The organism is Delftia sp. GW456-R20 (assembly GCF_001622915.1).
Taxonomy (GTDB): Bacteria; Pseudomonadota; Gammaproteobacteria; order Burkholderiales; family Burkholderiaceae_C; genus Comamonas; species Comamonas acidovorans.
Window position 1 is genome coordinate 405,958 of sequence record NZ_LWCN01000004.1, and the last position, 25,082, is coordinate 431,039.

At 63.2% G+C, this 25,082-nt stretch carries 23 protein-coding genes; 16 read left to right on the plus strand and 7 right to left on the minus strand.

Features of this window, described 5'->3' with window-relative positions:
- Window positions 1-29 precede the first annotated feature (29 nt).
- Both A4F85_RS07435 and A4F85_RS07440 read right to left on the minus strand, forming a co-directional pair.
- Complete coding sequence (locus A4F85_RS07435) at window positions 30-932, minus strand: LysR family transcriptional regulator (RefSeq protein ID WP_063326189.1); 903 nt, start codon at window positions 930-932, stop codon at window positions 30-32.
- Between the two features lie 14 nt (window positions 933-946).
- Complete coding sequence (locus A4F85_RS07440) at window positions 947-1,483, minus strand: MarR family winged helix-turn-helix transcriptional regulator (protein WP_012205532.1); 537 nt, start codon at window positions 1,481-1,483, stop codon at window positions 947-949.
- A 204-nt stretch (window positions 1,484-1,687) separates the two neighbouring features.
- Here A4F85_RS07440 and A4F85_RS07445 point away from each other — a divergent pair, with 204 nt between their 5' ends.
- The 5 genes from A4F85_RS07445 (at window position 1,688) to A4F85_RS07465 (ending at window position 6,506) form a co-directional block, all read left to right on the plus strand.
- Window positions 1,688-2,896, plus strand: coding sequence for a 3-hydroxybenzoate 6-monooxygenase (locus A4F85_RS07445; protein ID WP_063326190.1), 1,209 nt, complete (start codon window positions 1,688-1,690; stop codon window positions 2,894-2,896).
- A 16-nt stretch (window positions 2,897-2,912) separates the two neighbouring features.
- Window positions 2,913-3,950 (plus strand): cupin domain-containing protein, encoded by a 1,038-nt coding sequence (locus tag A4F85_RS07450; protein ID WP_063326191.1) that lies wholly within the window; start codon window positions 2,913-2,915, stop codon window positions 3,948-3,950.
- A 38-nt stretch (window positions 3,951-3,988) separates the two neighbouring features.
- Window positions 3,989-4,696: a fumarylacetoacetate hydrolase family protein gene (locus tag A4F85_RS07455; RefSeq protein ID WP_063326192.1), complete on the plus strand. Its 708-nt coding sequence runs from the start codon at window positions 3,989-3,991 to the stop codon at window positions 4,694-4,696.
- A gap of 19 nt (window positions 4,697-4,715) precedes the next feature.
- The gene (gene maiA / locus A4F85_RS07460) at window positions 4,716-5,357 is read left to right on the plus strand and encodes a maleylacetoacetate isomerase (RefSeq protein WP_063326193.1); all 642 of its coding nucleotides are present in this window, start codon (window positions 4,716-4,718) and stop codon (window positions 5,355-5,357) included.
- Between the two features lie 111 nt (window positions 5,358-5,468).
- Window positions 5,469-6,506 carry a Bug family tripartite tricarboxylate transporter substrate binding protein gene (locus tag A4F85_RS07465; RefSeq protein ID WP_063326194.1) on the plus strand — a complete coding sequence of 346 codons (1,038 nt, stop codon included), beginning with the start codon at window positions 5,469-5,471 and terminating at the stop codon, window positions 6,504-6,506.
- Between the two features lie 274 nt (window positions 6,507-6,780).
- Here the strand turns inward: A4F85_RS07465 and A4F85_RS07470 are convergent, their stop codons facing one another.
- A complete protein-coding gene (locus A4F85_RS07470) occupies window positions 6,781-8,019 on the minus strand; it encodes a flavin-dependent oxidoreductase (protein WP_043791955.1) in 1,239 nt (412 codons plus the stop codon).
- A gap of 50 nt (window positions 8,020-8,069) precedes the next feature.
- Window positions 8,070-9,050 (minus strand): tripartite tricarboxylate transporter substrate binding protein, encoded by a 981-nt coding sequence (locus A4F85_RS07475; RefSeq protein WP_063326195.1) that lies wholly within the window; start codon window positions 9,048-9,050, stop codon window positions 8,070-8,072.
- Between the two features lie 122 nt (window positions 9,051-9,172).
- On the opposite strand from A4F85_RS07475, the gene A4F85_RS07480 reads away from it, so the two are divergent.
- From A4F85_RS07480 to A4F85_RS07520, 9 genes are all read left to right on the plus strand, one after another.
- Window positions 9,173-9,712 (plus strand): MarR family winged helix-turn-helix transcriptional regulator, encoded by a 540-nt coding sequence (locus A4F85_RS07480; protein ID WP_231890488.1) that lies wholly within the window; start codon window positions 9,173-9,175, stop codon window positions 9,710-9,712.
- A gap of 190 nt (window positions 9,713-9,902) precedes the next feature.
- Window positions 9,903-11,426: a CoA-acylating methylmalonate-semialdehyde dehydrogenase gene (locus A4F85_RS07485; protein ID WP_012205523.1), complete on the plus strand. Its 1,524-nt coding sequence runs from the start codon at window positions 9,903-9,905 to the stop codon at window positions 11,424-11,426.
- 61 nt (window positions 11,427-11,487) lie between these two features.
- Window positions 11,488-11,889, plus strand: a complete 402-nt coding sequence (locus tag A4F85_RS07490; protein ID WP_052151730.1) for a lysozyme inhibitor LprI family protein — start codon at window positions 11,488-11,490, stop codon at window positions 11,887-11,889.
- Window positions 11,890-11,991: 102 nt separating this feature from the next.
- Window positions 11,992-13,158: an acyl-CoA dehydrogenase family protein gene (locus A4F85_RS07495; RefSeq protein ID WP_016446004.1), complete on the plus strand. Its 1,167-nt coding sequence runs from the start codon at window positions 11,992-11,994 to the stop codon at window positions 13,156-13,158.
- Window positions 13,159-13,181: 23 nt separating this feature from the next.
- The gene (locus tag A4F85_RS07500; protein WP_012205520.1) at window positions 13,182-13,646 is read left to right on the plus strand and encodes a TfoX/Sxy family protein; all 465 of its coding nucleotides are present in this window, start codon (window positions 13,182-13,184) and stop codon (window positions 13,644-13,646) included.
- 22 nt (window positions 13,647-13,668) lie between these two features.
- Window positions 13,669-14,118, plus strand: a complete 450-nt coding sequence (locus tag A4F85_RS07505) for a DUF488 domain-containing protein (protein ID WP_063326197.1) — start codon at window positions 13,669-13,671, stop codon at window positions 14,116-14,118.
- A gap of 37 nt (window positions 14,119-14,155) precedes the next feature.
- Window positions 14,156-15,052 carry a 3-hydroxyisobutyrate dehydrogenase gene (gene mmsB, locus A4F85_RS07510; RefSeq protein WP_063326198.1) on the plus strand — a complete coding sequence of 299 codons (897 nt, stop codon included), beginning with the start codon at window positions 14,156-14,158 and terminating at the stop codon, window positions 15,050-15,052.
- A 465-nt stretch (window positions 15,053-15,517) separates the two neighbouring features.
- Complete coding sequence (gene trpB, locus A4F85_RS07515; protein WP_063326199.1) at window positions 15,518-16,729, plus strand: tryptophan synthase subunit beta; 1,212 nt, start codon at window positions 15,518-15,520, stop codon at window positions 16,727-16,729.
- 142 nt (window positions 16,730-16,871) lie between these two features.
- Window positions 16,872-17,417, plus strand: a complete 546-nt coding sequence (locus A4F85_RS07520; RefSeq protein WP_016445999.1) for a PepSY domain-containing protein — start codon at window positions 16,872-16,874, stop codon at window positions 17,415-17,417.
- Window positions 17,418-17,525: 108 nt separating this feature from the next.
- On the opposite strand, the gene A4F85_RS07525 is transcribed toward A4F85_RS07520, so the two are convergent.
- A complete protein-coding gene (locus A4F85_RS07525; protein ID WP_063326200.1) occupies window positions 17,526-17,903 on the minus strand; it encodes a hypothetical protein in 378 nt (125 codons plus the stop codon).
- A 157-nt stretch (window positions 17,904-18,060) separates the two neighbouring features.
- On the opposite strand from A4F85_RS07525, the gene A4F85_RS07530 reads away from it, so the two are divergent.
- Window positions 18,061-18,309: a helix-turn-helix domain-containing protein gene (locus tag A4F85_RS07530; RefSeq protein ID WP_063326201.1), complete on the plus strand. Its 249-nt coding sequence runs from the start codon at window positions 18,061-18,063 to the stop codon at window positions 18,307-18,309.
- 196 nt (window positions 18,310-18,505) lie between these two features.
- A complete protein-coding gene (locus A4F85_RS29450; protein ID WP_082848261.1) occupies window positions 18,506-22,405 on the plus strand; it encodes an AAA family ATPase in 3,900 nt (1,299 codons plus the stop codon).
- A gap of 397 nt (window positions 22,406-22,802) precedes the next feature.
- Here the strand turns inward: A4F85_RS29450 and A4F85_RS30470 are convergent, their stop codons facing one another.
- Window positions 22,803-23,144, minus strand: a complete 342-nt coding sequence (locus A4F85_RS30470) for a hypothetical protein (protein WP_156516987.1) — start codon at window positions 23,142-23,144, stop codon at window positions 22,803-22,805.
- Between the two features lie 315 nt (window positions 23,145-23,459).
- A complete protein-coding gene (locus A4F85_RS07535) occupies window positions 23,460-25,040 on the minus strand; it encodes an esterase-like activity of phytase family protein (RefSeq protein ID WP_063326202.1) in 1,581 nt (526 codons plus the stop codon).
- Window positions 25,041-25,082 lie beyond the last annotated feature (42 nt).

Genomic DNA, 25,082 nt, shown 5'->3' on the forward strand with positions numbered 1-25,082 from the left:
TACCCCGCCTGCAGTTAGGCCCTCTTGCATCAACTCCGGGGACTGAGCAGTTCCCGCATCCCCTGCACAGCCTCCCGCAAAAACCCCCAGACCGCCTCGATGCGCTGAACCTGCCGGGCATCCGAGGGCATGCTCATCCAGAAGGTGCGGGTGAAGCAGGCCTCGGCGGGCAGCACGCGGCTGAGCACGGGGTCGCGGTCGGCAATGAAGGCGGGCAGCACGGCCAGGCCGGCGCCGGCGCGCACGGCCTCGTACTGGGCGGTGATGCTGGTGCTGCGAAAGGCAAAGCGCTCGGGCTGGAACAGGGTGGACAGCAGTTGCAGCTCGCGCGTGAACAGCAGGTCGTCCACGTAGTGGATGAAGCTGTGGTGGCGCAGGTCCTCGGTGCGCGCCACCAGCGGGCGGCGCGCAAGGTATTCGCGCTGGCCGTAGAGGAAGAGCCGGTAGTCGGTGAGCTTGGTGACCACGGCCGAGCCGCGCGTGGGGCGCTCCAGCGAGATGACGATGTCGGCCTCGCGCCGCGACAGGTGCAGCAGGCGCGGCAGGGCCAGCAGGTCGATGCTCAGCAGCGGATGGCGCTGCGTCAGCGCGGCCAGCTGCGGAGCCAGCAGCTGGGTGCCGAAGCCCTCGGTGGCGCCCACGCGCACCAGGCCGGACGGGCCCTGGCTGGCGGATTCGGCCGCCAGCGGCATGCGCTCCAGCCCGGCGGCGGCGCGCTGCATGGCGTCTGCCACGCCCAGCAGCTGTCGGCCGGCCTCCGTGGGCCGCCATTGGCCCGCCTCGCGCTCGAAGAGCACGGCCCCCAGCTGCTTTTCCAGGGCCTGGATGCGGCGCGACACCGTGGTGTGCTCCACGCCCAGTTGCCGCGCAGCGGCGGCCATGCTGCCGCTGCGCGCCAGCTCGCCAAAGAATCTCAGGTGGTCCCAGTCCATGGGTCAAGGCCGCCTCAGTCGGCTGCGGCGCGGCGCGCGGCCAGCGTGCTGGGCGCACGCGCCAGCTCGTCGTTTTGCCGCACCAGGACGGCCATCATGTCCATGAACAGGCCCCGCTGCTCCTGCGGCAGCGGCTCCAGCATGCGCTGCTGGGCCCGCAGCACCGAGGGCTCGGCAGCGGCCAGCAGCGCAGCGCCTTCTGCGGTGACCGACAGCAGGCGCACGCGCCGATCGGCCGGGCTGGTGTTGCGCACCATGAGGCCGCGCGCCTCCAGCCGGTCGATGACGCTGCCGATGGTCGAGGTATCGAAGCCGATCATCCGCGCCAGCGTGCGCTGGTCCACGCCGGGCTGGCGCAGCACGGCAGACAGCGCCGCGTACTGCACGGGGGTCACGCCGAATTCCTGGGTCTCCTCCATGAAGACGGCCACCGCGATCTGCTGCAGGCGGCGGATGTGGTAGCCGGGGTAGTTTTCTAGTTCTGCGGGTTGGTAGTCCATGGCCATTGCGCTCTTTTCCGGGTCCCTGCGGGCAAGCGCAGATGTTCGCATGAACCGCGCCCTCCGTTGGCCTTGGCTGGCGGACAGGTGATTCGCCCGGACACGCTGTACGCCACCGTTTTATCTGCATCCAGGGAAACCCCAGGCTGGCCTGATGCAAATCAACACTACACTCATCGTCAGCATACTGTTTAATTATTCGCGACGCAGCTGACCCGCAGGCTGGCGACACGCACCACGAAGCACAGGACATCCATGAGCACCAGCATTTCTTCCCGGGCGCTGCCCGTTCTTGTGGCGGGCGGCGGCATTGGCGGCGTGGCGGCCGCGCTGGCCCTGGCGCGCCAGGGATTCGCCGTCAAGGTGCTGGAGCAGGCACCGCAGCTGGGCGAGATCGGCGCCGGCATACAGCTGGGGCCCAACGCATTCGCGGCCTTCGACGCGCTGGGCATTGGCGAGCTGGCCCGGGGCCGTGCGGTCTATACCGACGAGATGGTGATGCACGACGCGCTCGATGAAAGACTGGTCGGCCGCATTCCCACGGGCGAGGCGTTTCGCGCCCGCTTTGGCAACCCGTATGCGGTGATCCACCGCGCCGACATCCACACCTCGCTGCTCGAAGGCGCGCGCACCCACGGCCAAATCGAGACGCTGACGGGCACGCGCATCGAAGCCGTGCAGCAGGAGGGCGACACCGTCACCGTGCGCGACCAGCACGGCCAGGTCCATGTGGGCCAGGCGCTGATCGGCGCCGATGGCGTGAAGTCCGTGGTGCGCCAGCAGTACGTGGGCGATGCGGCGCGTGTCTCCGGCCACGTGGTGTACCGCGCCGTGGTGGAGAAGAACGACTTCCCCGAGGACCTGCGCTGGAATGCGGCCAGCATCTGGGTCGGCCCCAACTACCACCTGGTGCACTACCCGCTGCGCGGCGGCGAGCAGTACAACGTGGTCGTCACCTTCCACAGCCGCGAGCAGGAGGAATGGGGCGTGCGCGAAGGCAGCCGCCAAGAGGTGCAAAGCTACTACAGCGACTGCTGCCCGCGCGCCCGCCAGCTCATAGACCTGCCCAAAAGCTGGAAGCGCTGGGCCACGGCCGACCGCGACCCCATTGGCCAGTGGAGCTTCGGCCGCGCCACGCTGCTGGGCGATGCGGCCCACCCTACCCTGCAGTACATCGCCCAGGGCGCCTGCATGGCGCTGGAAGACGCGGTGACGCTGGGCCAGGCGCTCAAGCGCTGCGGCAACGACTGGCCGCAGGCGCTGCGGCTGTACGAGCGCTCGCGCATCGCCCGCACGGCGCGCGTGGTGCTGTCCGCGCGCGAGATGGGCCGCATCTTCCACGCCAGCGGCGTGGAGCGCCTGGTGCGCAACGACCTCTGGAAGGGCCGCACGCCCCAGCGTTTCTACGACGCCATGGAGTGGCTGTACGGCTGGAAGGCCGAAACCTGCCTCGCCGAAGACTGAACACAAGGAGACCGCCATGCAAGAACTTGGCCGCCTGGAAGACCTGCCCCAGGACTATCGCGACGAACTCACGCGCAACAACCTGGTGCCGCTGTGGCCCAGCCTGCGCAACGTGATGCCGCCGCACACGCCGCGCCCGCGCACACAGCCGATTGCCTGGCCCTACCAGTCCATCCGACCGCTGCTGATGCAGGCCGGCGAACTGACGCCCATCGAAAAGGCCGAGCGCCGCGTGCTGGTGCTGGCCAACCCCGGCCATGGGCTGGAGAAGATGCAGGCCAGCTCCTCCATCTACCTGGGCATGCAGCTGCTGCTGCCCGGCGAGTGGGCGCCCTCGCACCGCCACACGCCCAATGCCGTGCGCATGGTGGTGGAGGGCCAGGGCGCATGGAGCCTGGTCGATGGCGAGAAATGCCCCATGGAGCGCGGCGACCTCATCCTCACGCCCACGGGTCTGTGGCATGAGCATGGCCACGACGGCGACGAGGCCGTGGTCTGGCTCGATGTGCTGGACCTGCCCCTGGCCTACTACCTGGAAGTCACCTACCACGTGGACGGCCCGCGCCAGCCCGCCCTGCCCGGCCGTGGCGACCGGGCGTATGCGCGCGGCGGCCTGGCACCCACGCAGGTGTTCGCCCGCAGCGCCAAGGCCTACCCCATGCTGCGCTACCCGTGGAAGGATGCGCGTGCCGCCCTGCTGGAGCTGGCCGCCGACCGGCTGGACCTGGACTGCGTGCAGCTGGCCTACACCAACCCCGAAACCGGGGCCGACTGCGAAAACATCCTGGGCTTTTACGCGCTGATGCTGCGCCCGGGCCAGACGCTGCAGTTGCCCGCGCGCTCGCCGGCCTGCGTGTTCCATGTCATCGAGGGCGGCGCCAGCGTGGCCGCCGTGGACCGCCATTTCGACCTGGCCCCGGCCGACACCTGCTGCGTGCCCGGCTGGGCGCCCGCCACGCTGACCAATGCCAGCGCCAGCGAGCCCGCCTTCCTCTTCCTGGCCGACGAGGCTCCTTTGCACCGAAAGCTGGGCCTCTACGAAGTCCGGCCTTGAATCCTCCGATGTCTCTTTACTCCCCCATCGCCAATACCATGACCGCCCCCCAATACCTCTGGACCCCGCCCCCCATCCAATCCCTGCCCGTGCGCGGCAGCACGCAGCGCCTGCCCGTGAACCGCCTGTTCTTCGTGGGCCGCAATTACCACGCCCATGCCGTCGAGATGGGCCGCCCGGTGGACAAGAGCGTGGAGCGCCCCTTCTATTTCACCAAGGCCCCCTCCACCCTGACCGAATCGGGTGCCACCGTGGCCTACCCGCCCGAGACGAACAACTACCACTTCGAGATGGAACTGGTGGTGGCCATCGGCAAGGCGGGCTTTCGCATTGCGGCGGACCAGGCGCATGAACACATCTACGGCTACGCCTGCGGCCTGGACATGACGCGCCGCGACCTTCAGCTGGTGGCGCGCGACAAGGGCCGGCCCTGGGACCTGGGCAAGGATGTGGAGCAGTCCTCGGTGGCCAGCGAGATCGTGCCCATGCCGGGCCAGGTGATCGAATCCGGCGCCATTGCACTGGCCGTCAATGGCGAGACAAAGCAGCAGTCCGACGTGGACAAGCTGATCTGGAACATCCGCGAAATCATTGCCGACCTCTCGCTGTTCTATCACCTGCAGCCCGGCGACCTCATCTACACGGGCACGCCCGAAGGCGTGGGCGCCGTGCTGCCGGGCGACCGCATCACGGGCCATGTGCAGGGCGTGGGCGAGATCGCGCTCACCGTGGGCCAGCCCGAATAAGACCGGGGAGACCACCACCATGAAGCTCTACAGCTTTTTCCGCAGCGGCACCTCGCACCGCCTGCGCATCGCGCTCCACCTCAAGGGCCTGCGCCCTGACTACTTTCCCGTGGACCTGCGCGTGGACGAGCAGGCCCAGGCGCCGTTCAAGCAGGTCAACCCGCAGGGCCTGGTGCCGGCGCTGACGCTGGACGATGGCCGCACGCTGATCCAGTCGCCGGCCATCATCGAATGGCTGGAGGAGCGCCACCCCGAGCCGCCGCTGCTGCCCGCCGACCCCGAGGACCGCGCCCAGGTGCGCGCGCTGGCCGCCATCGTGGGCTGCGACGTGCATCCCATCAACAACCGCCGCATCCTGCAGACCCTGCGCCGCCAGTTCGGTGCGGACGAGGCCGCCATCAACGCCTGGTGTGCCACCTGGATTGCCGACGGCTTCGACGCCATCGAAGCCCTGCTGGCGCAGGACACGCGGCGCGGCGACTTCTGCTTTGGCCACGCACCCACGCTGGCCGATGTCTACCTGGTGCCCCAGATCGAAAGCGCACGCCGCTTTGGCGTGGACCTGGACCGCTGGCCGCTGATCAGCGCTGTGGACAGGGCCTGCGCGGCCCTGCCCGCCTTTGCGCAGGCCGCGCCCCTGGCCCAGCCTGACGCCGGCTGAACTTCGCCTGAACCCCGCCGCGCCTTTGCCGGCAGCCCCGCCCCGAGTCCTCGCCAGAAGGACCGGGGCATTGCAAGCAGTGAAAAAAGCAGATCCAACAGGAGACAGACTGTGAAAGCATCCCCATCCAACCGCCTCGACGCCGCCCCCTCCCGCCGCAAGGCCCTTGCAGGCGCAGCCCTGCTGCTGGCCTCCATCGCCCCGCTGCATTGCGCCTGGGCGCAGGCAGGCTCCAGCAGCACCGCCAGCTTTCCCACGCGCCCCGTCACCGTGATCACGGCCTTTGCCGTTGGCAGCGGCCCTGACGCCGTACTGCGCATCGTGGGAGAAAAGCTTTCCGCGCGCTGGAAGCAGGGCGTGACCGTGGACAACCGCCCAGGCGGCGGCGGCTTTGTCGCCATCGAAGCCGCACGCCGCGCCAAGCCCGACGGCTACACCCTGCTGCAGCTCGACAGCGAACACATCTCCGCCCTGCCCTACCTCTACAAGCAGCGCAACTTCCATCCGCTGCAGCATTTCGACCCGGTGGCGCCGCTGTTCCTCACGCCCTTCTTCGTGGCCGTGCCCACGAACTCGCCCTGGAAAAGCATGGGCGACCTGATCAAGGCGGCCAAATCCGAGCCCGGCAAGGTCAGCTACGGCTCCTGGGGCGTGGGCAGCCCCGGCCACCTGGGCGGCGAATGGCTGGACTTCCTGACCGGCAGCAAGATGACCCACGTTCCCTACCGCGAGGTCAGCCAGCTCTACACCTCGGTGGCCAATGGCGACCCGGCCTGGAGCTTTGCCAGCATTCCCTCCAGCCAGGGCATCTACAAATCCGGCAAGATCCGCTACCTGGCCGTGGCCGCGCCCCAGCGCATCGCCCAGATGCCCGACGTGCCCACCGTGGCCGAATCGGGCGGCCCCGCCGACCTCATCGTGAACTCCTTCGTCTCCCTGCTGGCGCCCAAGGGCGTGGACGCCGCCCTGCGAGACAAGATCCATGCCGACGTGGTCGCCGTGCTGCAGGACCCGCAGGTGCGCGAGAAATTCGCCACCTTCGCCTTCCAGCCCATCACCTGGGAGGTGCCGGAAATGGAGAAATTCGCCAGGACCAAGGCCGATCAGTACAAGCTGCTGATCCAGAAGGCGAACATCAGCCTGGATTGAGAGCACCGAATAGACAAAGCAACGGGGCGTAGCGCCCTGTCGCCCCCGCACCCCGGCCCCTCCTCCCCATATGCCCGTGCCTGCCCCGTAGCGAAGCGAAGGGGACGCGGGCATTTGGGCGCGTTTCTTTGCCTCCTTTCTTGTCGCGCGACAAGAAAGGAGGTCGGCCGCCGGGCCGAAACCCGGCCTCGAAAAACAACCGCCCGGCAGGGACCCAAAAAGAGTCGGGATGCAATACTGAGTACCTGCCAAGCCAGCTCATTGCCCAACCACTTCAACCCTGTGACTGCGGATTCGCAAACCCCGCCACCTGCTCGTAATGTCGGGCAATGGCGCGCAGCTCGTCCTGGCTGATCAGCTCGTCGATATGGCCGAAGGGCTGGCCGCCGCTGAGCTCGTCGGCCTTCATGATGATGAAGTCGGGCGGCGTGGAGCGGTTGGTCAGCACCACCTGGCTGGTGGCGGGCAGGCGGCTGGCCTCATAGGCGGCCAGCAGCGCCAGCGGGTCGCCTTGCGGGTCGGCAGCCAGCAGGTCGGCCAGCACGCGCGCATCGCGCATGGCCTGGGCCGAGCCGTTGGAGCCGCGCGGATACATGGGGTGGGCGGCATCGCCCAGCAGGGTCACGCGGCCGAAGCTCCACTGGTCCACGGGGTCCTTGTCCACCATGGGGTACTCGAAGATGGTCTCGGCCGAGCGGATCAGGGCCGGCACATCCAGCCAGTCGAAGGTCCAGCCGCCAAAAATCTCCAGCACATCCTCCATGCGCCCGGCGCGATTCCAGTCATTCATGCGCATCTGCGGGTCGCGGATCTCGGCCACCCAGTTGATGCGCTGCATGCCCTGGCCGTCGACGTTGTCCTCGATGGGATAGATCACCATCTTGCCGGTATCGACCGAGCCGATGCGCAGATAGCTCTTGCCCGTGAGGATGGGCTTGAAGCGCGAGACGCCGCGCCAGGTGTTGATGCCGCCGAAGGCCAGCTCCTCCTGCGGATAGAACTGGCGCCGCACGGCGGAGTTGACGCCATCGCAGGCCACGACGATGTCGGCCGTGGCGGACGGCGGCACATGGCCCTGGGCATCCGGCGCGAAATGCACGGTGGCGCCATGGGCCGACTGGTCCACACGAACGCAGCGGTGGCCCGTGTGCACGGCACCGGGGCCCAGGCGCTGCACGGCGGCCTCGAAGAGAACGCGGTGCAGGCGGCCCCGGTGTATGCCCAGTTCCGGCAGCTCGTAGCCCGCATGGCGGCCGCGCGGCTCGCGGTAGACGAACTGGCCGTAGCGGTTGAAGAACACGCTCTCCAGGTTCTCGATCGCCAGGGCCTCCAGCTGCGGCTGCAGGCCCAGGTCGCTGAGTTCGCGCATGGCATGCGGCAGCAGGGTAATGCCCGCGCCGATCTCGCGGACCTCGGGCACGGCCTCGAAGACTTCACAGGCAATGCCTCTTTGATGCAGGGCCAATGCCAGGCACAGGCCTCCGATGCCGCCCCCCACGATCGCTACTTTCATCCGCTGACTCTCCATGCTTTCTCCAGGGGCGCTGTTGGCGCCCGCCCCGCCTACTCGGCGGTAATCCCCCGCGCCTTGACCAGATCGGCCCAGCGCCGGGCGTCCTTTTGCACCAGGGCCTTGAACTCGGCCGGCGTGCTGCCGGCCGGATCCATGCCCTGGGGCGCGAAGGCATGCCGGACTTCATCCGACGCCAAAATCGCGCGGATCTCGCGATTGAGGGCATCGACCTGGTCCGCCGGCATGCCGGCCGGCGCAAACACGCCGTACCACATATCCACGTTCACATCGCCCGCCTTGGCCTCCTTGAGCGTGGGCACATCGGGCAGCAGCGGGTGGCGCTGGTGGCTGCCAATGCCCAGCGCGCGCAGCTTGCCGGCCTTCACGTGCACCAGGGCCACGTGAATGGGCAGGAACATGCATTCCACCTGACCGCCCAGCAGGTCGGTCAGCGCCGGCCCTGTTCCGCGATACGGGATGTGCGTGATAGACACCCCGGCCGTGCTCTTGAAAAGCTCCATCGCCATATGGTGCGGAGTGCCCACTCCCGGCGAGGCGTAATTGATGCGGCCCGGCGAGGCCTTGGCGGCCTTCACCAGATCGGCCGCCGTCTGATAGGCCGAGGCCGTGGGCGTCACCAAAATCAACTGCCCCCAACTGGTCAGCGTCACGGGTTCGAGGTCTGTCAGCGGATTGAATGGCAATTTGGGATACAGCGATGCATTCATCACCAGGGTATTCACTGTCACCAAAAGCGTCTGGCCATTGGCGGGCGAGCGCACAACGGCCTCGGTGCCGATATTTCCAGAGGCGCCCGGCTTGTTCTCCACCACCACGGGCCGGCCCTGGCGCTTGGCCAGCAAAGGTCCGATGGTTCGCGCTATCGTGTCGATTCCAGTCCCCGGAGTGAAAGGCACAATCAATTTCAGAGGCACACTCTCGGTACTGGCGATGGCACCTGCTACGGGTAAACCCAATACTCCCAATCCGCTTGTCTTCAAAAATTGCCGTCTGCCAACAAAATTTCGCATGTAGACCTCTTTTGTAGTTAGCATGCAAACGCATGGTAATCATGCACCAAAATGGGCACAATTGGTGGAAATCGAATGAATACTGGACACTTCTGCAAGAATACTAGACGCATATGGACACGATGACGCCTGCACCACTGCCGCTATATCAGCGCCCTGGCTTTTTGCTGCGGCGCGCCCACCAGATTTCGGTCGGCATTTTTGAAGAGCAATGCCGACCCCTGGGACTGACGCCGCCACAGTACGGCGCCCTGGTGCTGATCGACGCATCCCCCGGCTCCGACCAAAGCTCCCTGGCCCGCGCCATGGGCTTTGACAAGGTGACCACGCTGCGCCTGGTGCGCGGGCTGGAAGAGCGCGAATACGTGCACCGCGCCCTGAGCACGCGTGACCGCCGCCAGCACGAACTGACGCTGACCGACAAGGGCCGCGCCCTCCTGGCCGCCAGCGTGCCGCTGGTGGACCAGGCCTACCACCGCCTGGTGTCCCCGCTGGAAGACGGCGAGCTGCAGGAGCTGCTGCGCCTGCTGGCCAAGCTGGAATCCGGCCTGGGCGCCAATGCCCGCGTGAAGCTGGAGCCGCTGCGCAAGCCCGGCGCCCGCGCCGTTCAGACCCCGGCTCCTGCCGACGACGCCCGCCTGCCGGCCACCGGCACGGACTGAGCCGCTGACCGCCTGAACCAGCATGGCCTGCGCCTGCCGCAGGCCATGCTCTTTTTTGCGCCAGCCTGTGCAAAAACGCACATGAATACTGCACATATCTCCATTGCTTGCGAAAAACCGCACAGCTACCATGCGATGAACGCCCGGCGCACGCATGGCGGGCTGACACCACCGCAACAGGAGACAAGCCATGAATGCATCCACGTCCGCCAAGGTTTTGGCGCCCACGGTCAAGCTGCTGATCAACGGCAAGCTGGTCGAATCCCAAAGCACCCAATGGCGCGATGTGGTCAACCCGGCCACGCAGGAAGTGCTGGCCCGCGTGCCCTTTGCCACGCCCGACGAGGTCAACGCCGCCGTCGCCAACGCCAAGGAAGCCTTCAAGACCTGGCGCAAGACCCCCATCGGCCAGCGCGCCCGCATCTTCCTGAAGCTGCAGCAGCTGATCCGCGAGAACATGAAGGAGCTGGCCGCCCTGCTGACCGCCGAACAGGGCAAGACCCTGCCTGACGCGGAAGGCGATGTCTTCCGCGGCCTGGAAGTGGTGGAGCATGCGGCCAACATCGGCTCGCTGCAGCTGGGCGAGCTGGCCAACAACGTGGCCAACGGCGTGGACACCTATTCCGTGCTGCAGCCCCTGGGCGTGTGCGCAGGCATCACCCCCTTCAACTTCCCGGCCATGATTCCGCTGTGGATGTTCCCCATGGCCATTGCCACGGGCAACACCTTCGTGCTCAAGCCCTCCGAGCAAGACCCCATGGTCACCATGCGCCTGTGCGAACTGGCGCTGGAAGCCGGCATTCCGCCCGGCGTGCTGAACGTGGTGCACGGCGGCGAGGATGTGGTCAACGCCATCTGCGACCACCCCGACATCAAGGCCATCAGCTTCGTGGGCTCCACCAAGGTCGGTACCCATGTCTACAACCGCGCCAGCCTGGCCGGCAAGCGCGTGCAATGCATGATGGGCGCCAAGAACCACGCCATCGTCATGCCCGACGCCAACAAGGAGCAAACGCTCAATGCCCTGCTGGGCGCAGCCTTCGGCGCGGCAGGCCAGCGCTGCATGGCGCTGTCGGTGGCCGTGCTGGTGGGCGATGCACAGAAGTGGATTCCCGAGCTGGTGGAAAAGTCCAAGACCCTGAAGGTCAGCGGCGGCACCGAGCCCGGCACCGACGTGGGCCCGCTGGTGTCCTGCGCGGCGCTGTCGCGTGTGGAAAGCCTGATCGAACGCGGCCTGGCCGACGGCGCCAAGCTGGAACTGGACGGCCGCAAGCCCCAGGTGGCCGGCTACGACAAGGGCAACTTCGTCGGCCCCACCGTGTTCAGCGGCGTCAAGCCCGGCATGAGCGTGTATGACCAGGAAATCTTCGGCCCCGTGCTCTGCCTGGCGGCTGCCGACAGCCTGGACGAGGCCATCGAGTTCATCAACGCCAACCCCAACGGCAACGGCACGGCCATCTTCACGCAGTCGGGCGCCGCGGCGCGCAAGTTCCAGGAAGACATCGACGTGGGCCAGGTCGGCATCAACGTGCCGATTCCCGTGCCGGTTCCGCTGTTCTCCTTCACGGGCAGCCGCGCCTCCAAGCTGGGTGACCTGGGCCCCTACGGCAAGCAGGTCGTGCTGTTCTACACGCAGACCAAGACCGTCACGGCGCGCTGGTTCGACGACAGCACCACCAGCCAGGGCGTGAACACCACCATCAGCCTGCGCTGATGCACGGGTGGGCGGGCCTGGATTGATCCGGGGCAGGCCCCGGCTCTGGGATGATGGCGGCATGCGTTTTCCAATGACCGCCTCCCTCTCCCGGGGCCTGGGTGCCGCCTTGCTCACCGCCCTGGCCGCCCTGCCCCTGACCCTTCACGCGCAGGCCGGTGCAGCCTGCGACCCGGCCTCCACCGCCGCCGCCAGCCGCAATGCCTGCGCGGTCCAGGCCTTCCAGGAGGCCGACACCGCGCTCAACATCCGCTACCTGGACGTCATGCAGCAACTGCCCCAGGGCAAGCGCACGGGCCTGCGCCACGACCAGAACGGCTGGATCAAGGGCCGCACGGCACGCTGCAAGGCCGCCACGCGCGACAGCGAAACCCAGCCCGAAGGCCCGCGCCTGTACCACGAATGCCTCACGGCCGCGACACAGGAGCGCATGCAGGCGCTGGAGCGCTGGCTGCAGCACTGACCGCCGCACGCACCGACAGGCATCGACAGGCGCCCACAGGCCCCGAAAGCCACCCCCAGAACAACAAGGGCCCCAGAGCCCAACGCAGGAGACAAGCCAGCCATGGACTTCGAACTCAACGACGACCAGCGCGCCTTTGCCGAATCGGCCCGCGCCTTTGCCCAGGCCGAACTCGCGCCCCATGCCGCGCACTGGGACCGTGAATCCATCTTCCCGCGCGAGGCCATCGCCAAGGCGGGCGAACTGGGCTTTTGCGGCCTGTACGCGCCCGAGAACGCGGGCGGCCTGCAGCTGCCGCGCCTGGACGCCACCATGGTCTTCGAGGAACTGGCCGCCGTCGACCCCTCCACCACCGCCTTCATCACCATCCACAACATGGCCACCTGGATGCTGGGCACCTGGGCCACCGACGCCGTGCGCGCCGAATGGGGCGAGGCCCTGACCAGCGGCCGCAAGCTGGCCAGCTACTGCCTGACCGAGCCCGGCGCGGGCTCGGACGCCGGCTCGCTCAAGACCCGGGCCGAGCTGGCGGGGCATGAATACATCATCAACGGCGCCAAGGCCTTCATCAGCGGCGCGGGCAGCACCGACATGCTGGTGCTGATGGCCAGAACGGGCGACGCCGGCTCGGGCGCCAGCGGCATCTCCGCCTTTGCCGTGCCTGCCGACCTGCCCGGCATCAGCTACGGCAAGAAGGAAGAGAAGATGGGCTGGAACAGCCAGCCCACGCGCGTCATCAGCTTCGACAACGTGCGCATTCCCGCTCAGAACCTGCTGGGCCGCGAGGGCGAAGGCTTCAAGATCGCCATGAAGGGCCTGGACGGCGGGCGCATCAACATCGCCACCTGCTCCGTGGGCGCCGCCCAGGGCGCGCTCACCCAGGCCCAGCAGTACATGCACGAGCGCAAGCAGTTCGGCAAGCCCATTGCCAGCTTCCAGGCGCTGCAGTTCAAGCTGGCCGACATGGCCACCGAACTCGTGGCCGCGCGCCAGATGGTGCGCCTGGCCGCCTCCAAGCTCGATGCCGGTGCGCGCGACGCCTCCACCTACTGCGCCATGGCCAAGCGCTTTGCCACCGATGCCGGCTTCATGGTCTGCAACGAGGCCCTGCAACTGCACGGCGGCTACGGCTACATCCGCGAATACCCGCTGGAGCGCCTCATGCGCGATGCCCGCGTGCACCAGATCCTCGAAGGCACGAACGAAATCATGCGCGTCATCATCGCGCGGCGCATGCTGGAAGGCGATGCACCGGACATGATCCGCTGACTCATCCACATCCAGCCCACGCCATGCCCGCCCGCCCGCTCTCCGACACCACGCTGCATCTCATAGACGCCGTGCGCGAAGCCCTGGCCGGCTGCGACGACGTGCAGGAAAAGCGCATGTTCGGCTGCCATGTCTTCATGGTCAACGGCAAGCTGTGCCTGGGCGTGGAAGACGACGAACTGCTGGTGCGCCTGCCGCCCTCGCAGCACGCCGCCGTGGCCGAGACGCCGGGCCTGCGCCCGCTCTCGTCCAAGGGCCAGATGGACGGCTACTTCTTCATCGGCCCCGCCGCCTACGCCACGCGCCAGCAGTGGCAGCACTGGATTGCCCAGGCCCTGGCCTTCAACCCCCACGCCAAGGCCACGCCCCCGAAAAAGCGCAAGCCCCAGGCCAGCGAACCCGCGCCCGCCGACGCAAAGACCCCGCCAGCGCCGCCCGCCCCGGCCGGGCGCCGCACACGCAAGCACCCCATCTTCGGCGACGAATAAGCCCCCTTTGCAGGAGAGCCCCATGCCCATCCGCATCGTCCAGCTAGGCAGCCCCCGCCACGCCGATGAAGGCCTGCGCATAGGCACCGTGCGCCGCCCGCCGCGCGGCGTGCCCAAGGCCGAATTCGCCAGCCGCGACTACTACGACGTCTGGTACCCCGAACTCTCGCCCCAGCCCGACACCATGCACACCGCGCTCGAATCGCACCGGCTGCAGGACCACGGCCAGCAGACCGAGGCCGACAAGCTCTGGCAGCAATTCGTGCGCAAATTCCGCAAGGAAATGGCCGAACCCGCCGCCAGCCGCACCCTGGACCTGCTGGCCGCCCTCTCGCAGCACAGCGCCTTCGCCATCGGCTGCTACTGCGAGCAGGAGGCGCGCTGCCACCGCGGCATCCTGCGCTCCCTGCTCAAGGAACGCGGCGCCGACATTGCCAATGGCGACACGAACACTAGCGACACCGGCCACTGAGACACACCACAAGCTTCACAACACAGGAGACAAGCACATGCAGATCGCATTCATCGGACTCGGCAACATGGGCGGCCCCATGGCCATCAACCTGCACAAGGCAGGCCACACGGTCAAGGCCTTCGACCTCTCCAAGGACGCCTGCGCCAAGGTCGCGGCCGAAGGCCTGGCCATTGCCGCCACCGCCGAAGACGCCGTGCAGGGCGCCGAAGCCGTGGTCTCCATGCTCCCCGCCAGCCAGCACGTGGAAGGCCTCTTCCTCGGCCGTGACGGCGCGGCCGGCCTGCTGCAGCGCATTGCCAAGGGCGCGCTCATCATCGACAGCTCCACCATCGCCGCCGCCACCAGCCAAAAGGTCGCCAAGGCCGCACAGGCCGCAGGCATTGCCTTCATCGACGCCCCCGTCTCCGGCGGCACGGGCGGCGCCATTGCAGGCACCCTCACCTTCATGGTCGGCGGCAGCGACGCCGACCTCGAACGCGCCCGCCCCCTGCTCGAAAAAATGGGCGCCAACATCTTCCACGCCGGCGCCGTGGGCGCGGGCCAGACCGCCAAGATCTGCAACAACATGCTGCTGGGCATCCTCATGATCGGCACCAGCGAAGCCATCGCCCTGGGCGTGGCCAACGGCCTGGACCCCAAGGTCCTCAGCGAAATCATGCGCCGCAGCTCGGGCGGCAACTGGGCCCTCGAAAAATACAACCCCTTCCCCGGCGTCCACGAAAATGCCCCCGCCTCCAAGAACTACGCAGGCGGCTTCGGCACCGACCTCATGCTCAAGGACCTGGGCCTGGCCCAGGAAAACGCCATGGCCGTCAAGGCCTCCACGCCGCTGGGCGGCATGGCCCGCGCCATGTACGCCATGCACTCCATCGCCGGCAACGACGCCCTGGACTTCTCCAGCGTCATCCGCTCCCTGCAAAAGAACGGCTGACCGCCAGGCTCAGGCCAGCGGGCAATGCCCCCGCGCCCGAACCCCTGAATCCCGTATGCCCGCGCCTGCGTCGGGCCGCCTGCGGGGTTGCAGTCCTGCCGCAGGACAGGACTGCTTCGTCAACTGACTCGCCGCAGTTGTCTGAACGGAGCGCGCAGCGCGCAGTGAGTTCTGCGGCGAACCCCGCAGGCGGCCCGACGCAGGTTGCCCCGCAGCGCAGCGAAGGGGTCGCGGGCATTCGGGCGCGTTTCTTTGCCTACTTTCTTGCCGCGCGGCAAGAAAGTCGGTCGGCCGCCGGGCCGAAACCCGGCCTCGAAAAACAACCGCCCGGCAGGGTCAAAAACCAGAAACCCCGGTCAATCCAACCGGGGTTTTCTCTCTCGGCTACCCCAACAGCCCTGCGTAAGCTGCCACGGCTACCCTGAATCGTCAGAGCGTCATCCATCACAACGAACACAAGCAAACATGACCACTACACCCCCCACCTTCGCCCCCATGCCCACCGAGGAAGGCTACTTCGGCCCCTACGGCGGCCAGTTGGTCCCGCCCCACCTCAAGCAGGCCATGGACGACATCAACACCGCCTACTCCGAAATCACCAAACGCCAAGACTTCCAGCAGGAACTGGCCCAGCTCTTCGCCGACTACGTGGGCCGCCCCAGCCCCATCTTCCACGCGCGGCGCCTGTCGGAGCAGCTCGGCGGCGCACAGATCCACCTCAAGCGCGAAGACCTCAACCACACCGGCGCCCACAAGATCAACCACTGCCTGGGCGAGGCCCTGCTGGCCAAGTTCATGGGCAAGAAAAAGGTCATCGCAGAAACCGGCGCCGGCCAGCACGGCGTGGCCCTGGCCACGGCCTGCGCGCTGGTGGGCATTCCCTGCGAGATCCACATGGGCCAGGTGGACATCGAGAAGGAACACCCCAACGTCACCAAGATGCGCATCCTGGGCTGCAAGCTCGTGCCCGTCACGCGCGGCGCGGCCACGCTCAAGGAGGCCGTGGACAGCGCATTCGAGGAGTACCTCACCAACCCCACGGACTACATCTACGCCATCGGCTCCGTGGTCGGCCCCCACCCGTTCCCGATGATGGTGCGCGACTTCCAGAGCATCATCGGCCGCGAGGCGCGCGAGCAATTCCAGGCCAGGCACGGCAAGCTGCCCGACCACGTGGCCGCCTGCGTGGGCGGCGGCTCCAACGCCATGGGCATCTTCACGGCCTTCCTGGGCGATGCCTCGGTCAAGCTCGTCGGCGTGGAGCCCTCGGGCGAAGGCACGGACAAGCCCGGCCGCCACGCAGCCACCCTCAGCATGGGCAAGCCCGGTGAAATCCACGGCATGAAGTGCTACGTGCTGGAAAACGCAGACGGCACGCCGGCTGCCGTGCACAGCATTGCCTCGGGCCTGGACTATCCGGGCGTGGGCCCGCAGCACAGCTACCTCAAGGACCTGGGCCGCGTGCAGTACGAATCCGTCACCGACAAGGAATGCCTGGACGCCTTCATGCAGCTGTCGCGCGTGGAAGGCATCATCCCCGCGCTGGAAAGCGCCCACGCCGTGGCCTGGGCCATGCGCGTGGCGCCCGGCCTGCCCAAGGACCAGCACATCCTCATCAACCTCTCGGGCCGTGGCGACAAGGACGCCGACTACGTGGCCAAGGTGCTGGGCCTCTGAACGCAGAGGTTGTGCTGGATCAAACCGCAGCACCCCGGAGGGGGCAAAGGGCGCACTCTCCGACAACCGCTCTCCGGGACGGTGGAGACAATGGCCCCGACCGTTGTCTTGTCCAACCCCATTCCCGGAAGGAGCCACACCCATGAAACCTGCCCCGTTCGCACGCACTGCCGCCCTCTCCATCGCCCTGGCCCTGACCTGCGCCACCGCCGCCCTGCCCGCCGCAGCCAAGTCGGTGGCCGAATGGCAGACCATCACCAGCCAGGCCAAGATCCCGCTGGAGCAGGCCATCACCCGCGCAACCCAGGCCGTGCCCGGCAAGGCCATCGAAGCCCAGCTGGACGACGGCGACGGCATGGGCCCGCGCTACGAAATCGAAGTCATCACCCCGGCCGGCGACAGCGTGGAAGTCTGGGTCAACGCCATCACCGGCCAGGCCGCCCAGCACAAGAACGACGGCGCCGCCAAGCGCAAGGACCGCCAGCGCCTGGAAAAGGCCAAGTCCACCATTGAGCAGGCCATCCAGGCCGCCACCCGCCACACCCCGGGCACGCCTGTCAGCGCGGAACTGGACTCCCACTGGGGCCAGACCAGTTACCAGGTCGAAGTGCTGCAGGCCAACGGCACGCTCATGGAAGTCAAGATCGACGCCGTGGGCGGCGAAGTCATCCGGGCCAAGAAGGACTGAGTCTCGACCCCAACCCGACAGCGCGCTTCAGCATGGGGCGCGTTTTTTTTGCCCATTTTTTGCCTCGCTCCTGCCATGTCCGCAGGCCATCCGCGCCTGCAGCACTCCTCAGGCCAACGCCACCGACACCCCCTCATCCGCAAACCGCTTCGCAGCCCTGAGCAGATAGCTCACGGCATAAAGAATGGGGTCGTCGGCCTCATCGCCATTGAGATGCTCCACCACCTCAATGGCATAGCCCAGGTTCACCGCCGTGTCGTGCAGCAGGCCCACCAATTCCTTGTCCTCAGGCTCCAGCGACTGCGCCTCATCGGCCTTCACGTAATAGATGCGCAGCAGATCCCGGCACACGCAATTGATGGCCGTGACCTTGTGGCGAGCGAGCAGGTCCAGCACATCCAGCGCAGCGCCCATGTGCAGGACGGCGTCTATGGCGAGGTCTTCGAGTTTGGGTGGGGGTGTGGTGGCTAAGGCTTGCTGCTCCATCTGCGCTCCTGTCGAGAGTTGCTCAGCGCCCAAGATCACTGGGCAAATGCGACGCCCACCTGCTGGGAGTGTCGTCGTCGCTTTACAAAACTCCAACTATAGGTGGAAGACTGTCTGCACGCAAACCGGGAAGCTTTGCTCACTTTAGTGAGCAAATATGACAGAACTTGATAAAGCCTTTGGAAGCCTGTTGCGTGAGCTACGCAATGAGCGTGCACTGTCCCAGGAGACCCTTGCCGCCGAGGCCGGGCTGGCGCGCAACTACATCAGCCAGTTGGAGCTTGGTAGCAAATGTCCGAGCTTGCGGTCTGTTTTCAAGCTGTGCAAGGTGTTGGGGGTTGCGCCGGGAGATGTGGTGAGTGAGGTGAATAGGCGAATCGCAGAGACCGCCAGCTCCAATCAATGAAAAGCTGTTGACTAATTAGCTGCAAGATAGTGAAACCTAACGTTAGCTACACGACATTTTTTAGGTCATCAATGAGTTATGCTACCGTTCTTGTCGCCCTTGTGACCACCCTTCAGCACAAATCGGTTATAAGTAAATAAAATAATTAGCAAATCCAACTACAGTGCAACTCGACAGTCTAGGAGAGGAGAGAAATATGGTTCAGATTTCTACTCGTCCGCTGCATCTGCATACGCTCGATACGCTGTGTACAGACCTAGTGGCTGGCCTCGCAATAGAATTAGGCCAGGATGGTGAGGTTTTCAGCTTTGAGGAGCCGGCTGCACGTGGCATCCTGGCATGGTATTTGCAAAATCGCACAAAGTGGGGCGGAAACGTCTATACGCCTGATATTGAGGCTATTGTCGATGCCGCTGGCCAGCCTCCAACTACTGCGCAGTCGGTCAACCCAACAGCAGCCCCGGAGGCACTCCGCCGTTTCACGCTGACGCATCTGCGGGCACATCAATTCGCTGGACTTCACCACGCAGGCACTGAAAAAAATAAACCAGATGACCTTTCATTAGCGTTTACCCCTGGCGTCTCACTTTTTGAAGGATTTAACGGTAGCGGCAAGACGTCTCTGCTTAACTCCGTAATTTGGGCACTAACTGGCGAAGTGCTGCGACCTCAACGTGCACCGGAGCCCGCAAACAAGGACTTTACCTTTGAGGTAGACGCATCAGCCAAGCACACAGCCCCACCAGTCGTCCCTTTGCCAGATCCCGCGCTCGGCCCTCTGACTGCAAACGCAATCCCAGTAGACACTTGGGTGGAACTCACCTTTGAGGACCAAGACGGGAAGATATTTCAAGTTCGTCGAGTTCTCACGAGAGGCCCGAGAGCGGTTCTTAAGGAAGAAGTCGTTGGACTAAGGGAGCTAGGACTAGATCCTATAGCCAGCCGTGTTGGGACAACTATGCCGGGACTGCTGCCTTATATACAAATTGGATCGACGTCTGCACTCGGAAAGGCGATTTCTGAGCTGACTGGCATGGCACCACTCGTTCAACTGGCATCGCATGCCAATCGCTCAAAGAAGAAAATAACAACAGAATTTACTAAACAAAAGAATTCCGAGATTACTTCGGTGGATGAGAGTTATCAACGCGCCAAGACGGACCTTGAACAATTAATAATTCAGCATAGACTGGATATCGGCGACCTTAAAATACCGCCGCCGTCATCGTCAATCGATATTGAGAAAGATCTTGAAGATATTGCAAAACGGCTAACGCAACTCAAGAGTGATGGGCTTAGCCACGCAAAATCGATACTGGGCGAGCACTTCGATGCTCAAGATGAGGCTCAGCGTACAGACTTGATGGAAAGCATAGCTCCTGCGGTTGCCTTAATCGGGAAGGTTGCCGGGCTTCCATCTATGCAGAGGCTGGCAGGCCTGACGAAAATGCCTGTAGCAGAAGCAACTGCCATAGTCGAATATCTATCAAAAATACGCGAAGAAGCCCAACATTTAACTGAGATAGCGGCAGAGCCTGGGAAAGCCGCAAGAGTCCGGCTCTATGCAAGAGTTGCGGCATGGATAAAGGAGCATCCAACACTCAAAAATGACGACGACAGTTGCGCTGTTTGTGGCGGAAACCTGATCGACGTAGTAGACCCGGCAACTGGTTTGAAAGTAAAAGAGCATTTAAGTGGTGCGGCAAGCGAAGGGGATTATGCGGGCAGAACTATCCACGAATGGTCGAAGCATGCCATAGGACAGCTAATGGTTCTTTTGACTCCCTCTATCACAGCAGAGGTCAAAGGAAATGGTACACCCCACCCGGCAGAGCTTCTTCAGAAAGCAATAGCCGTTGAACTTTTCACCGACAAAGCGTTTTCCAGCAGCTTGAAGCCATTGCAGGAATATATTCACAATGAATGCAAAAGAGCAATAGACAATTTCCCAGAATTCCAAATAAAAGATAGCACCCGAATTGGGAAAGAACAAAAAGAACTCGATGAACTTAACCGTGTTGTACAACGGGTAGAGCAGGCACTTCAGTTTTCAGCATGGCGCCAAACCGTGATATCGGAAATAAGCGCTTTCATGACGGAAGTTGTGGGACGACCCCCTGTCGATGGCGGAAAAACTGAGCAAGGCTCATTACTAGGAAGGCTTAAAAAACTACAGGCAATGGTAGAAGCCATCGAGCCAGTCAATAACGCTCTGAACAAACAGAAGCTTTTGATGACAGATATCGCGAAACGACGTAATTTCGAAAAACGTCTGGCCGCGTATGATGTGGCCGCGAAGGCCTTGGATAAATGCATTGAGATTGGCGAACTCTCAGGGCGCCAGATCGAGCAACTGCAAAATCGATTGCATTCCAGTGCAGCGCTATGGCGAACTCGTATCTATCGAAGTGCCTTTCCATCGACAAGTATGGAGCTTGTCTCATCTAAGATGAGTGGAGATGGTGACTTGCAGTTGATGGTTGGCGTCAATCGGCTAGCCGCTCCTGCTCAACACGTATCTAACGCATCAGCTCTCCGCGCGAGCCTGCTCGCATTCTTTCTTGCATACTGGGAATACATGCTTAGAGAGCGTGGAGGACTTTGCCTTCTCCTGCTTGATGACCCTCAAGAGTTACTCGATGGCGATAATCGTGAAAGGCTTGCTGATGCTGTTCACGACATAGTGAATGCGAAGGCACAACTTATACTCACCACGCATGACAAGCGATTCGCAGCAGCAGTCGCAAGAAGAGTACAAGCAAAGTCCTTACAGCTCAGTCACCAGTACGTTCACCCTGCTACTGTAAGGCGCGGCACAATCTTTCTGACTCCGAGCGTCCTTGATGTACAGGAGGCGAGGGATAAATTCGATGCGAACCCAGATAATGCACAGCTTGCACAAAGCTATCTATCTGAATGCCGAATCTTTCTAGAGGGTCGAATGGGGGACTTTTTTGACGATACTGCGTATCCCGCCGCCACTGCTTTCAACTTAGCGCCAACGCTATCCGACCATCTTGGGAGGCTTAAAGGTCTAGTCAATGACCCACCATCAGAACTATTCCGAAGCTTACCTATCATTAGACTTGCTAGAGATGTTGCACTGAATCCTGGCTCACCAACCCTCGCGCTTCTTAACAAGGCGCATCACAGCGACAAGTCGTTAATTCTTCCAGCCGATGTGGTTGCAGTGCGAGAAGATTTGGAGCGACTGCGTAAGGCTATCGAACGAGCGCATGAAGAGTTTCGTACTTTTAGGCGACGTGAACCGTTGGCTCTTGCCCCCTCTCCCCCAAGTGCACTAAAACCTGCAGAAGTCCCAAATTTTCGGATTCCGATTCAGGCAAATCTTCGCGCATTTGTGAGGGACGCCTCGTATGGAGATTCTCAAGAGACGGAACTGGAGGAACTGGATTCCAAGTGGTTTCAAGCCAAAGCCTTTTTTTATCTGCGATCCAATACCCTGGGATTTGCTGGCCCTCAAGGCAGTGTCGCCATTGTCGATGTAGAGGCCGTTTCTGCGACTGATCGACAATTGGTTATTGCACGAACCGGAAATGAGGTATTTGCGCGCCGACTTCTTCGCCCGAAGACGTCTGATCATATAGCTTTAGCTGCTGAAACACCAGATCCTCGAAAGAGCCCTCCCACAGAGCTGCTGCCTGAACAGCAGGTCGCACTGCATCCCATAGTAGGCATACTATTCAGTGTACCAATGCCCACGCCACCCTCGAAGAAAGAGACCGTACAGATTACCTACGTGCCACATATTCAGAAAATTCAATCAGCATATCGCATTAAGGAAGAGAGTGCGGTGCCTCTGGCTCTTCCTGGGCAAGTTGCGCTCGGAGGTAACGCCATCCCCTTAGAAAGCTTCGATTCTCATATTGATGAATATGTAGCGTTGCATCTTGACGACGGATCAAGCATCTTCAAACGAGTTGGAAATCGGCTTCCCGCTCCACTTCAGCACTTGCGCCAATTTGAGACCATTGGAGGGATGGGGGTTGCGGATGTCCTTGCTGTCGAAAATCCACATAACGGCTTTCGAACGGTGGTTCACGCCGTGTCCGTGATCGGCGTGCTATATAACTGAGCGAGTGGCAACATCATTACACAAGCGCCAATAGAGTCAAATTCCTGAATTTGAGATTTTCTCGAACAAAGTGGGATGATATGAAATTTATGCGCTTACCATGGAAATTTAAAGCAGTGCTTGCATGCAAATTAGTATCCATTCGATGCACAGATCGACGATCAGAAGACATTGTTCGCAGTCCTCACCGAGCGACTGCCTACGAGCCTGTGCTTTGTGAACGAGCAGACGGTATTGGTTTGCATGGTGTACAGAACCGGCATAAGTGTCAACCCGACCATTTGGAGATCCAGTTCGGGGCCAGAGTGCGAGCAAGCTCGTAGTGAACGAATAAACCACCTTCAACGTCACTCTGTTCTCGCATCAGTCAGGCATTACTGATGTGTAGAATTTCACTCTAATTTTTTGGTGTGATTGCCACTGCAATTGACACCAGAACACGCCAACCCTTTTTGTCGTGCAATGTCGATTTGCAAACAACTTGAACTCTTTTTCCCCAAACCCCACTGTCTGAAGATGCCCAGTCCGATTCAAGTGGAACAGCACACTGTTCGACTATTATTTTTGGATTGATTCGAACAGCAGTGAATTGCGTTCTCTTCTGCCTGTTTTCCTCAATCAAGAATTCATCTGCAGATCTCTTGATTTCTTGTAAATCTTGTATTGGTGGTGAATTTTTCTCACCAGCAGACGTGGTGCCATAAATCATGATCCCCACCAACATAAAGAAGATTTTCATCATTGTCTTTACATAGTTGATTTACGGTAGTGTCAAATATGAAGCGCAACACCTGAACCTCAGGCAACGTGCACGAATGAGTCCACCATACACACACTTGCAGCAAGAAGATCGCCTGACCTTGGCCGAGGAAGACCGGGGTGCTGGCGCAGTTGGGACCAGGAAGGCAAGCCTATCCCCAAGGACCAGTTTGTGGGCGCCAGGGCTGCACGTGGCGAGCTGGTTCGGCGTGGCGACTACCGAGCTGGACGAACCGCCCTGGATCGCCGTGGCCCCGTTGTCTTGCCTATGCCATGCAGTCGCAGTCGCAGTCGTTCAGGGAGCGCCGTATTCGCTCAGTTTCTTGCTGAACCCAAAGGTCCACAGTCGCTGCGTGCGATCGTTGACGTCATTGGTGGTAAAGCGCAGGCTCGCCGCGCCCTTGGCGCATTGGCCGTCGTTCACGATCTTGCCTTCGGCGTCCACCATGCATTTGGTGACGTCCGAGCCTTCGATTTCCTTGCCGCTGGCGTCCAGCACGGCCAGCGAAACACCGAAGTCGGTGTCGTTGGTCAGCGCCAGCGTGTAGTCATCGACCAGTGCCAGGCCTTCGGCCTTCTCGGCCACCCAGCCGGTGGCGTTCAGGTTGAAGAGCCGGGTCTTCTTGAGCGTCACGATCTTGGAATAGTCCGAGCCATTGACCGGCTTGCCAGTCAGGCTGCTCTTTTCCAGGTCGGAGCCCAGCGCGGTGATGTCGGTGGCGTTGGCCGGAAACTCGATCAGAACCAGGTCGTTGAAGACTTTCTTGTCCTTGCCCGTGCCTTGCTCGATGGCGATGAATTTCCCCTTGCCCAGTGAGACCACATCACCCAGCTTGGCATTGCCGGTCTTGCCTTGGTTGTACCAGCGGCTGTCCACGGGCAAGGCAAACAGGCGGGTTTTCTCGGTGGTCGGGTCAAACTCCACCCAGCGCACAAAGCGAGCGTAGTCGCGCACGTTCTCCGACTTGCCTGTGGCGTCGGCAACGGCAGCGGTGGTGTAGTCGGCCTTGCCGTCGTCCAGAGGGCTTTGCAGGAAACCGTGCAGCTTGCCGCTGGCCGCATCGATGCTCAGCCCCTCCATTCCACGGTTGGCGCGGCGCTTGGCGAGAATGGCCGGCAGATCGGCCGCGCCAGTGCCGGGCCCGTATTTCTTCTGGATGATGCCGGTCGCCGGGTCGATCTTCACGATGAAGGGTCCGTATTCGTCGGACACCCACAGCACATTGCGTGCGGCATCCACCACCACGGATTCTGTGTCCAGGCCGAATTCGCTGTAGCCCTTGGCCTTGCCGGGATAGGTGAAGGAGTCGTCCAGGACTTGCTCGCCCGTGTTGCCTGTGATGCCCCGTGGCTGCACGCGGCCGTTGGCGTTCTGTGTGGCGCTGAATCTGAGCGGCAGGGTGGAGACGAGCCTGGCTCCGTCCTTTCCGAGGGCGATCACGCCGATGGACGGAGTGAAGTTGGGCGAGGGAAACACCGTGGAACTGGCAAAGCCCGCGGGATTGGAGCCGTCGGTGATCTGCGTGACCGGGCCGGTGGTCGCGTTCGGGCCGCGATCGGTGATGGCGTAGAACTCCAGCGTGCCGTCGGCACGCCTGCCCTTCAAGGCCAGGCCTGAACCGTAGGCTGGCAGAAAGCCCTTGGGGAAATCGGCCTTGGTTGCGGGGTGTTGGCCTTCGTAGGGGAAATAGAACCTGTCGTCGAACTGGACGTCCTGACGCGTGACGGTGGCGCGGATGCTGCCGACGCCGGTGGTCTGCGTCACCGTCTCGGAGCCGGCGGCCCGGAGCGGGCGGGTGTCGGCGCAGGCGCTCAGCAAGGCAGCCGCGGCGGCGATCACTGCCATCAGGCAGGAAGAAGAAGTGGGGGGGCACATGGCGAGTAGGTCTTGAGAAGAAGAGGCAAGCCTGATAGACAG